Source organism: Celeribacter neptunius (genome assembly GCF_900113955.1).
Taxonomy (GTDB): Bacteria; Pseudomonadota; Alphaproteobacteria; order Rhodobacterales; family Rhodobacteraceae; genus Celeribacter; species Celeribacter neptunius.
Window position 1 is genome coordinate 89,596 of sequence record NZ_FORH01000010.1, and the last position, 13,862, is coordinate 103,457.

Annotated in this window: 16 protein-coding genes and 1 pseudogene; 8 read left to right on the forward strand and 9 right to left on the reverse strand. The window is 57.6% G+C overall.

Going from position 1 to position 13,862, the window contains the following annotated elements:
- Window positions 1-232: 232 nt before the first annotated feature.
- The 4 genes and pseudogenes from BM151_RS20160 to BM151_RS21905 all read left to right on the forward strand — a co-directional run.
- The gene (locus tag BM151_RS20160; protein ID WP_028095480.1) at window positions 233-1,867 is read left to right on the forward strand and encodes a Mu transposase C-terminal domain-containing protein; all 1,635 of its coding nucleotides are present in this window, start codon (window positions 233-235) and stop codon (window positions 1,865-1,867) included.
- Window positions 1,827-2,750: a TniB family NTP-binding protein gene (locus tag BM151_RS20165; protein ID WP_245781275.1), complete on the forward strand. Its 924-nt coding sequence runs from the start codon at window positions 1,827-1,829 to the stop codon at window positions 2,748-2,750. The genes BM151_RS20160 and BM151_RS20165 overlap by 41 nt, the downstream gene beginning before the upstream one ends.
- Window positions 2,747-3,538, forward strand: a complete 792-nt coding sequence (locus tag BM151_RS20170) for a TniQ family protein (protein ID WP_009808026.1) — start codon at window positions 2,747-2,749, stop codon at window positions 3,536-3,538. Before BM151_RS20165 ends, BM151_RS20170 begins: the two co-directional genes overlap by 4 nt.
- A gap of 55 nt (window positions 3,539-3,593) precedes the next feature.
- Window positions 3,594-4,004, forward strand: a pseudogene (locus tag BM151_RS21905) (hypothetical protein); the annotation flags it as partial.
- A gap of 91 nt (window positions 4,005-4,095) precedes the next feature.
- On the opposite strand, the gene BM151_RS20180 reads toward BM151_RS21905, so the two are convergent.
- On the reverse strand, window positions 4,096-4,602 hold the full coding sequence (locus BM151_RS20180) for a PIN domain-containing protein (protein WP_028095402.1): 507 nt from the start codon (window positions 4,600-4,602) through the stop codon (window positions 4,096-4,098).
- On the reverse strand, window positions 4,599-5,720 hold the full coding sequence (locus BM151_RS20185) for a helix-turn-helix domain-containing protein (RefSeq protein ID WP_028095403.1): 1,122 nt from the start codon (window positions 5,718-5,720) through the stop codon (window positions 4,599-4,601). The genes BM151_RS20180 and BM151_RS20185 overlap by 4 nt, the downstream gene beginning before the upstream one ends.
- Before the next feature lie 67 nt (window positions 5,721-5,787).
- Here BM151_RS20185 and BM151_RS20190 point away from each other — a divergent pair, with 67 nt between their 5' ends.
- Both BM151_RS20190 and BM151_RS20195 read left to right on the forward strand, forming a co-directional pair.
- The gene (locus BM151_RS20190; RefSeq protein WP_028095404.1) at window positions 5,788-6,012 is read left to right on the forward strand and encodes a DUF2188 domain-containing protein; all 225 of its coding nucleotides are present in this window, start codon (window positions 5,788-5,790) and stop codon (window positions 6,010-6,012) included.
- An 18-nt stretch (window positions 6,013-6,030) separates the two neighbouring features.
- Window positions 6,031-6,240 carry a hypothetical protein gene (locus BM151_RS20195; RefSeq protein WP_028095405.1) on the forward strand — a complete coding sequence of 70 codons (210 nt, stop codon included), beginning with the start codon at window positions 6,031-6,033 and terminating at the stop codon, window positions 6,238-6,240.
- Between the two features lie 296 nt (window positions 6,241-6,536).
- On the opposite strand, the gene BM151_RS20200 is transcribed toward BM151_RS20195, so the two are convergent.
- The gene (locus tag BM151_RS20200; protein WP_028095406.1) at window positions 6,537-7,379 is read right to left on the reverse strand and encodes a hypothetical protein; all 843 of its coding nucleotides are present in this window, start codon (window positions 7,377-7,379) and stop codon (window positions 6,537-6,539) included.
- Window positions 7,380-7,615: 236 nt separating this feature from the next.
- Window positions 7,616-8,269, reverse strand: coding sequence for a hypothetical protein (locus BM151_RS20205; protein ID WP_051693628.1), 654 nt, complete (start codon window positions 8,267-8,269; stop codon window positions 7,616-7,618).
- A 473-nt stretch (window positions 8,270-8,742) separates the two neighbouring features.
- Here BM151_RS20205 and BM151_RS20210 point away from each other — a divergent pair, with 473 nt between their 5' ends.
- Both BM151_RS20210 and BM151_RS20215 read left to right on the forward strand, forming a co-directional pair.
- Entirely contained in the window at window positions 8,743-8,985 is a 243-nt protein-coding gene (locus tag BM151_RS20210; RefSeq protein WP_028095408.1) for a type II toxin-antitoxin system ParD family antitoxin, read from the forward strand.
- 5 nt (window positions 8,986-8,990) lie between these two features.
- Window positions 8,991-9,311 (forward strand): type II toxin-antitoxin system RelE/ParE family toxin, encoded by a 321-nt coding sequence (locus BM151_RS20215; RefSeq protein ID WP_028095409.1) that lies wholly within the window; start codon window positions 8,991-8,993, stop codon window positions 9,309-9,311.
- Between the two features lie 208 nt (window positions 9,312-9,519).
- Here BM151_RS20215 and BM151_RS20220 read toward each other — a convergent pair whose 3' ends face one another.
- Genes BM151_RS20220 through BM151_RS20240 form a run of 5 tightly spaced genes read right to left on the reverse strand, consistent with a single transcriptional unit; the run spans window position 9,520 to window position 13,857 of the window.
- Complete coding sequence (locus tag BM151_RS20220) at window positions 9,520-10,842, reverse strand: APC family permease (protein ID WP_028095410.1); 1,323 nt, start codon at window positions 10,840-10,842, stop codon at window positions 9,520-9,522.
- A complete protein-coding gene (locus BM151_RS20225) occupies window positions 10,835-11,527 on the reverse strand; it encodes a TVP38/TMEM64 family protein (RefSeq protein WP_028095411.1) in 693 nt (230 codons plus the stop codon). The genes BM151_RS20220 and BM151_RS20225 overlap by 8 nt, the downstream gene beginning before the upstream one ends.
- Entirely contained in the window at window positions 11,524-12,972 is a 1,449-nt protein-coding gene (locus BM151_RS20230) for a multicopper oxidase family protein (protein WP_028095412.1), read from the reverse strand. The genes BM151_RS20225 and BM151_RS20230 overlap by 4 nt, the downstream gene beginning before the upstream one ends.
- Window positions 12,973-12,987: 15 nt before the next feature.
- Window positions 12,988-13,449, reverse strand: a complete 462-nt coding sequence (locus BM151_RS20235) for a rhodanese-like domain-containing protein (protein ID WP_035367136.1) — start codon at window positions 13,447-13,449, stop codon at window positions 12,988-12,990.
- Between the two features lie 21 nt (window positions 13,450-13,470).
- Entirely contained in the window at window positions 13,471-13,857 is a 387-nt protein-coding gene (locus BM151_RS20240; RefSeq protein WP_009573613.1) for a DUF302 domain-containing protein, read from the reverse strand.
- Window positions 13,858-13,862: the final 5 nt, after the last annotated feature.

Below are 13,862 nucleotides of genomic sequence, written 5' to 3' on the forward strand. Positions count from 1 at the left end.
CTAGATGGCAGCAGTAAGAAGGAGATCGTGATGATCAGGTTCAGCGTGCCGGACATGAACTGCGGACATTGCACCGCGTCGATAGATGTCGCGTAGCCCTTAATTGTGAGATGGGAAATCCAACGAAATCAACGGCTGATCTTTGCCCTTAAATATGAGATTTTGCCTTTAATTCTGATATTTTTGCCCTTAAGCCTGAGACAGGGTTCACAGACATTTGCGGCAAATATCGATGAATGATGATGGCGAAGACTCCGTTGCCGTTGGTGCTGAAGAGGCGCGCAGGGCCGCGGTGCTGCGCCCTCTTGTTCAGGCATATCTCAATGGGACTGGCAGCCTGGAACGTGGCATCAATGACGCCGTTTGGGAGCTTGGTGTCAGCAGGGCGACGGTCTGGCGTTGGATAAAACGGTTGGCGGAAGAGGGTGGGCGCACCAGCGCTCTGGCTCCGCGGAAACGGGGCCGCCCGACCGGGACGATGTTAATATCCAGCAAAGTCGAAGCGGTAATCGAGGAGCACCTTCGCCGCTATTTCTTGCGCCGGGAGCGTTCGAGCTTGTCGCGCGTCGTGACAGAAATCCGCAGCGCTTGCTGGCAGGAGGGCTTGCAACCGCCGACGCGTCGGACGGTTCAGCGCAGGCTGGATGCAATGGACGCCCGCGCAATTGCCAAGGCACGCGAAGGCGCAAAGGCGGCCCGCCAGAAATTTGCGCCGGTCGTAGGCGACAACAAGGCAAACCGGCCACTGGAGGTCGTGCAAATCGACCATACGCCTGCGGACATCATTCTCGTCGACAGTTTTGAACGCCAACCAATTGGGCGGCCTTGGGTCACGCTGGCGATCGACGTCGCAACGCGGATGGTGACCGGATATTACACCTCTCTCGAGGCTCCTTCGCGTCTGTCGGTGGCGCTTTGCCTGACACAGGCTGTGGCCCCCAAGGCGGAACTTCTGGCGGAATTGGTGTGCAATGTTCCTTGGCCCGCGCAGGGTAAACCACATAGCATCCACGTCGATAACGGGCGCGATTTCCGGTCGCATGCCTTTCGGTCGGCATGTGCGGAATGGGGGATCGATCTGGTCTATCGGCCGCCAGGCAGTCCTCATTTCGGAGGGCACATCGAACGATTGATCGGCACGATGATGGGGGCCGTGCACCTGTTGCCTGGAACAACGCAATCCTCGGTCGTGGCCAAGGGCGACTACGATGCCGAAGGCATGGCCGCGATGACTTTAGGCGAATTTGATCGCTGGTTTGCCCTGGAAATCTGCCGCTACAACAACAGCATTCATTCAAGTCTTGGCTGTACGCCCGTCGCCAAATGGGAGGTGCTCTCAGAGGAAATGATGGGCGACATCCCCTTCGAGATGGAAGCCTTTCGGGTGAGCTTCTTGCCGAGCGAACTGCGCAAGGTCAGGCGTGACGGCATCCATCTGTTCCAGATACGGTACTGGTCGGATGCGCTTGCAGGCCACATTGGGCGCGGGGATGGGAAGGTGGTCGTTCGCTACGACCCTCGCGATATCTCAATGATCTGGGTCGAATTGGACGATGGCCGATATGTTGAGGCGCGTTACAGAAACTTGGAAATTCCGCCCGTGCCGCTCTGGGAATATCGCGAAGCCATGAGGAAGGCCCGTGCCCTTGGCAAATCCGGGTCCAATGAGCTGGTCCTGGCTGAGCTGATCCGACAGCAACGCCAGATCGAGTTTGAAAGCCGGGGCCTAACGAAGGCCGAACGCCGATCCCGTGAAAGAAAAGGGACATTGGAGGGCACCAACTCGGCTGTCTCGAAAACCGAAAGGCTGCGCCCGATCGACACGGGTGATACATCGCGCCCATTGTTCAAAGTGGAGAGATGGTGAATTGAGGGCAGGGACAACAGAGGAAGACGGTCGGATCGCCCTCATTCAATCGGATATCTGGATTGGCTTTCCGCGGGCCGAACAAGTTCTGGACCGTTTGCAGGGTATGATCGAAGCGCCAAGGCAAACCCGTATGCCTGGCCTTCTTGTGCATGGCGCGTCTGGGATCGGCAAGACGATGATCGCCCGCAACCTGTCGCGCAGATATGCACCGGAATATGACCCAGCATCGGGAATTACGCGAACGCCGCTCTTGCTGTTACAAGCACCGCCAGCTCCCGACGAACGGCGGTTCTATCTGCACATCCTGGCGTCCGTCGGGGCACCGGCCACGGCACTGGGCGCGCGCGCTCAAAATGTGGCCTCCCTCGAAGTCCGTGTTATTGCGCTTTTGCGCGACCTTGGCCTGCGGATGATCATGATCGACGAGGTCCACAACCTCTTGGCCGGGACCCACCGCGAACAGCGACGCTTTCTCAATGTTCTTCGTTATCTCAGCAATGAGCTCGAGGTGTCACTGGTCTGTCTTGGGGTCAGCGAGGCCGTCGACGCCATCCGTGGTGATATCCAGCTTGCCCGACGGCTGGACGAACATCACTTGCCAAACTGGCGCGACGATGCCGAGTTCTCGGACATGATCCAGACCCTTATTGCTGCCATGCCACTGGAAAAGAAGTCCAACCTGAAGGTCAAGTCACTCAAGCAGATACTTGCACTGACCGGTGGGGTGACCTCGCGCATTTTCGCCCTGATCAAGGATCTTTCCATCGACGCCATTGTAACAGGTGATGAATGCATCACCGATGACGCAATCGTAAAATGGACGCCGGTTTGGTCGCGCCATGCGAACCCCCATCGGCGGCTCGAGAAGTCCGGGGTGTGAAGCCGCACCCGCTGCCCAAGACTGTCGCGCCGCTGCCAGACGAGTTGTTGTCAGGTTGGTTGTCTCGGCTGGCGGCGGCCAACTACTGTGATGATGCGGAACTGCTGGCCCATATCGAAATCGATACAACTCATGGCACGTCCTTGGACTTCAACATCGACGCGGCAGCGGCGGCGAAGATTGCCAACGCCGCACGGATTGACCCAGATGTTGTGCGATCTTTGACCTTCCCAGCAATGGCGACACGAGAAGCCTCGCTGACGGCCCAGATACCATTCCAGCATTGCCTGCAATGCTCCAGAGAGGGCCTTTCGCTCAAGCATTGGAGGCGAGCCTGGGCATTCGACTGCCAGGTTTGTGGGACGAGACTTGTACCGACGCTCGGCAAGGCCAGTGGCGAACAGATGCCCGAAAAGCTGATAAATCGTGCGCGCAACGGCGCCGCGCGGCTTGAATACGCCGCGCGATTACGCAGCTCCAAGCAACTTCGGCGCGCAATGCGCGCGGTCACCTTTGCCATATCATTAAAGGCCTTCCGCGGAGATCCGTTACACGCTCTTCAGGGCCACAGGCTGGAAGTAAGGCTGTTTTGCCTTGCTGCAATTGATGCAGCCCAATCCCGTCCACTGGTCAAAGCGGCCATCTCAAGCTCCGGCATCGACGACTATGCAAGGGTTGCTCTATTGCGCGCCTTCGATAAGGAGCCACGTCTGCTTGCCGCGGTCGATTACATCGCCCGGCAGCGCGCGAAAAGCATAGGCGCGATGGCAGTGGAATCTCATAATTAAGGGCAAAAAATATCCCCGAACGCGTCGTGTCTCAGATTTAAGGGCAACGCGACACGCCGTCACCGCGTCCAGGATCGCGGCCAGCGATGGAAGCGGCGCCATCTTCGCACCGCTCGCCATGGGCGGGGCAGGGGGGCTCCGTGTTAGTGGCCCGCCGGTCGATCGCCTCGCTCGCTGGCTTGAGGGAATGGCGACGTCGTGCCTGACTGCGATGCGTTACCTAGATGACATTGAGTCTTGGTTTGTGCGGGCAGAAACCGAAATGTCGCCGCTCTCGGGTAAGACCCCTCCGGCGCTGCTCGCCACACTTACGGAATGGCCACTCGTTTCTGCGCCAATGGCCGAGGCCATTACAGGCGCCAGTCGAACTGCCGTTCAGCGCAACCTTGCTTGGATGGAAGCGCGAGGGCTAATCCGTGAGGTAACGAGACAAGGGCGCTATCGGATGTGGTGCACCGCGAACTGAATGCTGCTGATGGGATTTCCGAATTCCTTGACGCACTTCTGTCCTCCATAGACCTATGCCCAGAAGGTGAGATGATCGGCAATCTCTGCAGCTATGCGCTGAGACGGCGCAGCCGCTTGTCGATCTCAGCCACGGGCAGGAAGACAGCATCATCCGCGCGCCAGACCTGCAGCGCGGAGATGAGAAGCTCGACCTCGCAGACACCGGCCGCGTGCAGTTCGTCAATGATCCAGAGTACGCCATGAACGCGCACGGCGCGGGCGGTGGCCACCTTGCGCAGCAGGTTGTCGCCGGTCAGGAGGATACCGTTCTCCTGGCAGGTTGTCGTCACGAGGGCGAAGCAGTCGTTGGCCGACAAGCGGCTATGTTCCCGCTTCAGTGCGAAAACCCGCGCGACCTCTTCGCCCGGCAGATCATAGGTGGCAAGGCCACCATCTTCGAGCATCCGCCATTCCTGCGCCGTGAAGTCGAGGAGCTCCTCCTCACGGATGGGCAGGGGCACGATGAACCGATAGGGCAGCCGCAGCAGGACGTGCAGCAACTCTCCCTTCTTCAGGTCGATCAGGCAGGACGCATCATTGACGACGATACAGGTCACTGGTCACGCGGCCCCCTGATGTCACGTTCGACAACGCTCAAAGGGAGCCCGAGCATCTGGGCAGCGCGAACAGGCGAAATCAACTCCTCGCCGAGCGCGCGCCAAACGAGGCGCTCGAAGCGTTGCGGCTTCTCGAAGGCCGCGAAACCCTCACCGGGACCGATAGGCTCCGGCTCTTCGCGCCGCCAGCTTCGCGCATAGGTCTTGAACGCATATTCCACAGCGCTCTTCGACAGAATGCCCACTTGGCCGAGCCGCACGAGCATCGCGGCGGCAGAGACTCCGTAGGTGCGCTTGAGCCGCATGATCTCTATCCAGGTCATGCCGTGCCGGTTCCGGCCAGCTTCCTCTTCCAGATGCTCGCGCGGGATAAGAAACGCCCCCGCGAAGCGGTGCATGGACGGCTCCTTTTTCAGCGCGACATTGCCGGTCTCGATGATGATCCGATGCGCGAGCTCATGGGCGAGGTTGAAGCGCTTGCGCTCGACGTTGGTGTGCCGCGAGACGACGATCACCTCAGTCGGTGCACCTTCCGCCCGCTCAACATGACAAGCCAGCCCGTTGATGCGCTCAGGTAGATCGGCCTCGATGACCTTGAGCCCCTTGTCTTCGAGCAGGGCGGTCATGCTTGGGATGGGGTCGATCCCGAGCTTCCACTCGCGCCGCACGTCCCGCGCTTTGGCGTCGATGGCCTCTTCATCGGCTACCATGTCCACGCGCAGCGCGGCGAACGGGTCTTCAGCCGGATGCAGGTCGAGGATGTCCTCGATGGCGAGATAGTCTTCGAGCTTCTCGATCACGATGGCTTCCGCCATCGCGCGATCCTGCGCCGAGGCAGTCGAGTTCTTCCGCCACTCGACGCTTTCCAGAGCTTCGACCTGGCCACCGACAAGAAAATCCAGCGACACGCCGAGCGCCTTTCCGAGGCCGACCAACACCGACGAGGACGGCATCATCTTGTCCGCTTCGTATTTGCTGATGGCCTGCGCCGACACGCTTGGGGTCACGCGGTCGGCGAGAGCTTGCATGGATAGGCCAGCCCGCTTGCGGGCAAGCCTGAGCCTTTGTCCGAACATGGTCCTCTCCCGGCGGTTGTTGTTTTGGTTGATAAGCGCCATTTCCTAATCTATATTTAAACACAAGGTTGGCAGAATCGTCAACCGAAATCGACATATGGAGCTTAAAATGTCTAAGAAAAATCAGCATGTTGTGCCGCATCAGGGCGGTTGGGCAGTGAAGGGGGCGGGCAACTCCCGCGCGTCTTCCGTCCATGGCACGCAGCGCGAGGCCATCGCGGCCGCGCGAGAATCCGCCATGCGCCAGGGCAGCGAGATGCTGATCCACGGCGAGAACGGTCGCATCCGCGAGCGTAACACCTACGGCAACGATCCCTTCCCTCCGAAGGGCTAACAGAAAAGGAACGACGCGATGGCTCGCATCGAAATGCGGTTCAATGGCCGCAAGATCGCCTCTGCCGCCCAGCTTCAGCGTGAGCTGACGCGCAGCATGGAGAAGCACGTTGAAGACAGCCTCAAGAAGGCTGCCGGTCCCGGCGTGCGGATGAAGAAGACCCGCGAAGGCTACAGCTTCGAGGGCTCGCCCGAGCAGATCGAGCGCATGAAGAAGCGGCTGCGCTGACGTGGCCGTCGAAGCCGCCCACAGCGACTTCACCTCCCCAACTGGATTGCCCCTTCGGCTGGCAATCATCAACTCCGGTCGCTGAACCGCCGCTTGTAGCGGGAGACGGGAGTCCTTTCTCAGGCAACCGCCGTTCATACGACATTCAGGCCATCCCTTCCGGCTTCGGCCCCTCGGATAGGAAGGCACATGGCTTCAAGCCGATGCAGTGCTTCAAGAACTCACTGCGCGACCACACCGGCTATTGCGCCCACAATCTGGCTGAAGTCGAGCTTGATTGGCCAACTGAGTGAAAGTCACCGCGCAATCTCGCCAGCAAACACCGCCCGTCCGTGCACCGCCAAAGTTGCTGAAAACCTCTGGCACCCAAACTTGCGGATCACATCGAGTACCCGCGCTTCGTAGGCAGCGTGTCCGATCAAGCGACACAAGTCGGACGCGTGGAACTGGCGGTTCGCAGTTGGTGCGGCTTGCATCTGTCTCAGCAATTCGCGCTCTTTGGGATCCGTTATTGGTCTCGCGGGCGGCTTGACCGCGGGACAAGTTGGAGTTCCCCACGAATTTCGCCATCGGCGCATGAAGCCAAGCAGGAAGCCGGCCGGCACCCTGCCGTTGCCTCGGGATCGGTTGAAGGCGAGGAAGCGATCCCAGATGACCTGGGTGTCGATGTTCCAGCAGGGCAACGTGGCCTTCGCCGCTTTGATGAGCTCTGCCCAACTGGTCTGAAAAACGTTCGAACTCGCGGTGATATCGATCAGCCCTGAGAAGATAGTTTTGTTATTATTATCTCTAGATAGTGATGTGTCGTCTTCACCTGACACGAGATCATGGGGTTCACTCTCCTTGTCGAAGGCGGAAAACCGAAAGATCCAGGGCGCGAACTTGCCATTCGGCTTCGCCCGCTCGAGCTGCAACTCCGACGTCTCAAGTTCGCTCAAAAGAACCGAAAGATATTGTCGTGAAACACCCATCCTCTCCGCTAGGGCAGAGAGGGTGAAGGCTGCCGTTCCGCGCGACAAACCGTTGTAGCCATCCTTCCAGGCGATGGCATCGAGGATGAGGGTAGCAAGCTTGTGCGCTGCAACAGAGAGATTTGTCTGCGTGATCCGTCGCAGGATCAGGCCGGTCGTAGGTTCCATGGTCGAGGTCTCCTTGGAGAACCGACGCCATGTCGTGAGACAACAACATTCTTGCCAGCAAAACAACTTTGCTGGTTGCAGGTGTTTTAGCGGTGCGCTAGGAAACTCTTGTTCACGGAGTTTTCTAGCACGGCGTCAGGCTTCACGGTCTGGCGTCGTCTCCTTTTCGGGGGTTTTGCACAGCCTTACGTGCGGGGTTGAGATGACGCGCGCGGCAAAACCGCGCGCAGATTTTGTCAGTAGCGAACTTCTTCAGAACCATAGTTCCCGGCGTGATCACGCCAGTCGACGAAGACGGAACGGTAGAAGTAGCTGCCACATCCATTCGGGATGCTCAGGCCGGATGCGGCTGGCACCTGGCCCACGGTGGATCTTGTCCATCGGTAGTCGCCCTGCACGCCGTAGGACCCCAATCGCGTCGAGTCGCTGCGATTGCAGTCGCCATCTCGGTTTTCATGCTGGCGGTACTGGATGTGATAGACCCGTATGCTGCGCACGAAATCAAAGGCGTCGCCTGAGATGTCGATGTCAGCTTGCTCATCTGCTTGGACGTGAACAAGGGGTATCGGAGTCGATTCCTGCGGTTCGGGCGGATCGCGGAACGTGGTGTCATTAAGGCGTTCCATAGGCGACATCGGGCTGGGATCGTTGAACGACACACCCATCGGACACCGCCAGATTTGTAAGGGCGGCTCGATCGGCCATGGTGTGATCCGCCGAATGAAGACCGCTCTGGCATGCGCGCAGGGCGCGGAGGCAGGCCAGCCGCCCGCAAGGCAGAGGAGGATTGCACAGTCGACCTGATAGGCTTGAGCCGGACCTGACGAGGCCATTAGTCCGGATATGGTTAGTGCCGTGGCTGTTGCCACGCTGTGGATCACGTGCTTCATGATGCCGACTCCATCTATAATGGTGCAGCGATACGAAACAACATTAATGATAGCAAGAAGATTTGATTGATGGTTGCTTGCGACTGTTCGCTTGTGTCGCTTGACCGCTTCCAAGATCTGACGCCGGTTCTGGCTGCTTCTGCGTCTTGAAAGTGGCCAAAATTGCGGACCCCTTTCACGTTAGCTGCTAAACAAACGTCTGTTACAAAGGGGAAATTGGGTGTTCCAATGTGGCCGCGAAAGTGGTCACGGAAGGACAGATCGAATGAGCCCTCCAAACCGCGTGGCGCAGCGCTCGTGGCCTCGGGAAGGGCTGTATCGGGAAACTGCCGGGCCCGGCTCTCCGCATGGAATCCGGGATCAGAAGGGCGGGAGCAGCCAGCGAGCCGATTTGGGGCCCAAGTTGGGATCGAGCATGAGCTTGAATATCTATGTCAGTATCTGATACGATTGAGCATGGATAGGAGAGTCTGATGCCAAACGTCCACCTGACCGAACCGATGCAGAAATATGTGCAGGCGCAGATCGAGTCCGGCGCCTACGCCAATCTGAGCGAAGTCGTGCGCGCCGGCGTAAGGATGCTGATGGAGAAGGATGGCGCCCGGCAGTTCTATTCCCTCAAGGCCGACCTAGAGGAAGCAGCCTCCCTGGCCGAAAATGGGGATTTCGCCGAGTTCGATGCTCATGCCTTCGAACCGGATGCGTTTGATCGCTGACCCACATGACTATTCGGCTTTCCGGTCGGGCCAGGGCCGACCTTGAAGAGATCCGTGCCTACACCGTCGAAACTTGGGGTAGGGATCAATGGCTCGTCTATTACCGCCAGTTGGTTAACGCCTTCGAGCAGATCACCGGGGATCCCGACCGGGGTCGGGACAGGAGTCTCTTCGTTCCGGGGATGCGGTCCGTCAACTGCCAACGTCACGTGATCTTCTACAAGCGGCTAGATGCCGCGGATGGGGCGGCAGTCATCCTGCGCATCGTGCACCAGCGCCGCAACATGCCCGCGCTCGTCTACTACGAGGGTCTCGACGGCGGTTAAGCTCTTGCGTTTCCTCATTTCAATGGCTCGACCAGTCTTCCATAGTCTTCACTGACCTCGTGAAACGCGCGTTGGCGCCCGGCATTGAGGCAACGGAAGTAGTCCTACACATCGGCAAAGTGGATCTCAAAATCGCTCAAACCCGACCAATTTGAATGTTGGAAGCGCTAAGAATTACTGCTTCGATACCTGGTCATCACGCGAGCACTCAATTCCCATTGTGATCATGTTGATGTGGCTCGGTTTTTGTGCGCTGAAGAAACCAATGCTCAAAGATCAATACACAAGCCATGATCGCGAATGCGACCACTACAATCATTGGATCGCTCTGCCACTTTAGTGAAGCGAATACGACAAGCACGATCGCGTCGAGACCGATTGCAGTCAACATGATCCATCCATGCGCAGAAAGCTCGGCCCTAAGGTTTCGGTACACTCCCCAGTGAATAACCATATCCATTACAAGGTAAAAGAAGGCCCCCATAGAAGCTATTCGGCTAACGTCGAAGAGAATGGTCAGCAGGCTCGCAATCACTACTGTGTAGATCAGTGTATGGTCGCGGACTCCGCCTGACATCCCAAAATGACTGTGCGGGATCAATTTCATCTCTGTCAGCATTGCCAACATACGAGATACCGCAAAGATGCTGGCAATCACGCCTGATGCAGTTGCGATCAAAGCGAGCGCGACGGTCAGATAGAAGCCCGTTTCCCCAAGGGACGGTGCTGCCGCTTCCGCGAGCGCATAGTCTTTTGCTTCGACGATCTTGCCAAGCGGCAAGCTGCTTCCCACCGCAAATGCTACCAAGAGATACACCACTACGCAGACCGCCAATGAAATGATGATCGCGCGTCCGATGTTGCGGTGTGGGTCCACTATCTCGGCGCCGCTGTTGGTGATTGTCGTGAACCCTTTGAATGCCAGAATTGCCAACGCTGTGGCACCAACAAATCCACTGAGACCCTGTGAAGCTGTTCCATCTCCTGTTGTGCCAAAAGTAAACCCGCCGGCCCAAAGCGCAGAGATCCCAAACAGAGTGATACCGCCAACTTTCAGTACGGCGAGCAATTGGGAAATCCAGCCTACAGAGCGGTTGCCCGAGATGTTGACGACATAGGCTGCGATAATGAGAGCAACGCCTATTGCCGGAACCAGTAAGCCATCTGGTGCAATGCCCAGTCCACGGAGCAAATAGTTTGCGAAGGTCCGTGCGACTAGGCTTTCGTTAATGACCATTGACAGAGCCATAAGCAAAGCCGCTGCAGCGGCTACGGCGGTTGGTCCATAGGCCTTTTGCAGGATCATTCCAATTCCGCCAGCTGACGGGTAGGCATTGGACATTCTTATGTAAGTGTAAGCGCTGAAGGCTGTAACGATGGCTCCAACGATGAACACAAGTGGAAAGGTAGGGCCGGCCAGTTCCGCAATTTGGCCTGTGAGTGCCAGAATTCCGGCGCCAATCATGACACCAGTCCCCATGGCGACGGCATCCCAAAGAGAAATGCTGCCCGCTTTATAGTCGCTATTCATCGTCGATCTGCTTTCTATTTTTGAGGGTCAAAAAGACAAAAGGCAGTGCTGTCACAACCCCAAGTCCTATCGTGATCCATTCAGCCGTTCCCCAATCCCCTGACATGGCCACAGCTCCAAAATGGGCAAGAACAAAACTCGCCGGCAAAATCCCGGCAAAAGTTGCCAGCATGAAGCGCCATAGATGAAGTTGGCTCAAGCCCGCAACATAGCTGATTGCATCGAAAGAAACGAATGGAAGCAGGCGGGACGCAAACACTGATAACATCAGAGCCTTTTGCGACCCCAACAGCCCGAACTCTGAATATTTACCCAAAAAACGCCGAACTGTGCTTCGACCGAGTTTTCGCGCGATGACAAATGCGATTGTAGCACCGAGCTCCGAGCCTATGGCTACGTAGGCGGCTCCGAGATAGTGGCCAAATGCAGCCCCGGCGGCTAGTGCGATTGGTGCGCTCGGTATGGGGCTTGCGACAATCGCGAGGGCCATGAGTGCAATAACCGCGAGGGGGCCAACGGCTCCGGCATTTTCAATATGGCGCTGCACTTCAGCCTGTGAAAAGGCGACCCCAAGATTGCTCAGAGAAACCGTGCCCGAAAAAAGGCCGAAAACTGCAAGAGACAGAACAGTTGCTATCGCCAAACAACCAATCAGGCGACCATATCCCCATGCTTGCACGATCATGTGACCGTGAACTGCGCCATCATTCCTCCATCTTCGTGTTCAAGGATGTGACAGTGATACATGAAGGGATTGGCGCGATCTGCCGTCTGCTCAAAGCTGACCAGGATATCGACACGGCCATTTACGAGCACGGTATCCTTCCAGCCAGAATTTTGTATGCTTGGTTTCTTTCCGTTTTCGGCGAGCACCTGAAACCTCACGCCATGAACATGAAACGGGTGCATCATCATGTTTGAGGAGACTTGCCAAATCTCGGTCGCCCCCTTCGAAAGAGACAAGTCTATCCTCCCCATGTCGAAGGACTGCCCATTGATCGCAAACCGATCATTCGACCTACGCATCATCATGCCCATCCCCATTGGCATATCGAGTGTGATCTGACGTGTATTGACTGATCGGGCCTCACTGTCAGGCAGGACGCCGCCCAAGTCGGCGGGTATTTCCAGAATGCGGGCAGGAAGTCTCACATCCACACCAAAGGGTAGAACTACGAAGCTCCCCCCAGCAGTGCTCGCGCCGCCCATCATCCCACCCATCATCTGATTGGGATTTGCAGAGGATACCAGCGTGCCAGCCTCTCCTCCCGAAAAATCGACGAGGACTTCGTATCGTTCGCCGGGAGCGATCACGAGGGACTCAATTGCGACAGGTTGATTAAGATAGCCACTGTCCGTCGCGATGAGGTGCATCTCGCGACGGTCAGAAAACGATAGGGGATAAATCCTCGCGTTCGAGCCGTTGAGCAAGCGCAAACGGACAATACCGCGAGGGACGACAGCCTGGGTGCCTAGCTGACCGTTAACAAGAATGACATTTCCCATGAAACCCATCATCTGATCTGGCATAGACAGGCCATAATCGATGCGGCCCTGCCGGTCGAACCGGCGGTCTTGCAGAACCAATGTCAAATCATCGACGCCGTATGAGATCGGGAGACCCCGAGCATCGTCCCGACCGTCATCAACGTGGATCACACCGGCCAATCCCCTTTGAACTTGTCGTCCGGTGTCGCCATGAACGTGCGAGTGGTACCAAAGAGTAGCGGGTGGTTGTGTCAGATCCAGTTCGGGAGACCAAGTCGTGCCCGGTTCAATCGTCTGGTGTGGGCCGCCGTCAACTTCGCCGGGTATCAGCATACCGTGCCAGTGCACCGAGATTTTCTCTGACAGCGTATTGTCGATCTGTGCTTGCGTCGAAGCTCCTGCGGGAAGACGTAGTGTAGGCCCCAAAAAGGATTGGTTGAACCCCCAGGTTTCGCCGCCGCCCAGTCCTGTAAAATCGGTCTTGCCCTTTTGGGCAGTCAGACGGAAATGCCGATCGCGGGTTGCGTCGAGCAATGGTGGCATAGCCAACGCCCTGACACTCTCCTGTGCGATGGCCGCCAGCGGACCTGTGGCAAACGGCAGGCCAGCCAAGCCGGCGATGAAGGCTCTACGATTGGTCATGGTATAGCTTGTGTCTCACGCTAGCTCACTTGGGAGGGCGGCCAGTGCGGCTTCTCTTGTTACTGTCGGCAGACCTTGCTCGATCCAGCCGGATCTCCCCGGGGCGCCAAGCATCCCGCCTACGGCGTCAACAAAGCCGGCAGCTTTCGCTTCACGCAACTTGCTCATTACGAGACCTGAGCGATGGCCGGTCCGACAAATCAGGGCGACCGGGCGTCCCGCAGCAAGATCGCGGGCGGCGAAGAGGCGCTCCCCGAACCGCGGATGGGTCATGTCGATTGGCCACGCCCCCTCCGCGACGCCGGTATCTTGCCATTCCTCGGGTCTGCGGATGTCCACAAGCCTTGCCAAATCGCTTTTCAGCGCATCATGGAGAGTATCGAGCGCCCATACGTCATGGTTGTCAGCCCAAGCTGGCGAATAGGCAAGCAAGGTGCTCGATGCGAACAGGCCAAAAGTTTGACGGCGGCTCAGCATGGTCTGCCTCCTCAGTTTAGTTTATGCGTTGTCAACCGCAGATCGCAGCATATCGCGCACCTGCGCGGCGACTTCGTGCAGCTTCTCATTCTCGACAGCGGCCATCGAAGCCACAGGATCAACAGCGCTGATTTCAGTGCCGTTTTCGACCGTCCGCAAGATCACGTTGCAAGGCAGCATCGATCCTATACGGGGCTCCAGCCCAATGGCCTCCCATGCCATATGAGGGTTGCACGCACCCAGAATGCGGTATCCATCCATGTCGCGGTCAATCTTTTTCTTCATTGTTGCCTGGACGTCGATTTCGGTCAGTACACCAAATCCCTTTTCTTTCAGGGCTTCGCGCAGGCGCATCTCCGCATCATCAATCGCCGTATTGGGCAGATGTCTGTTGTAGGTATAACTCATTTTGA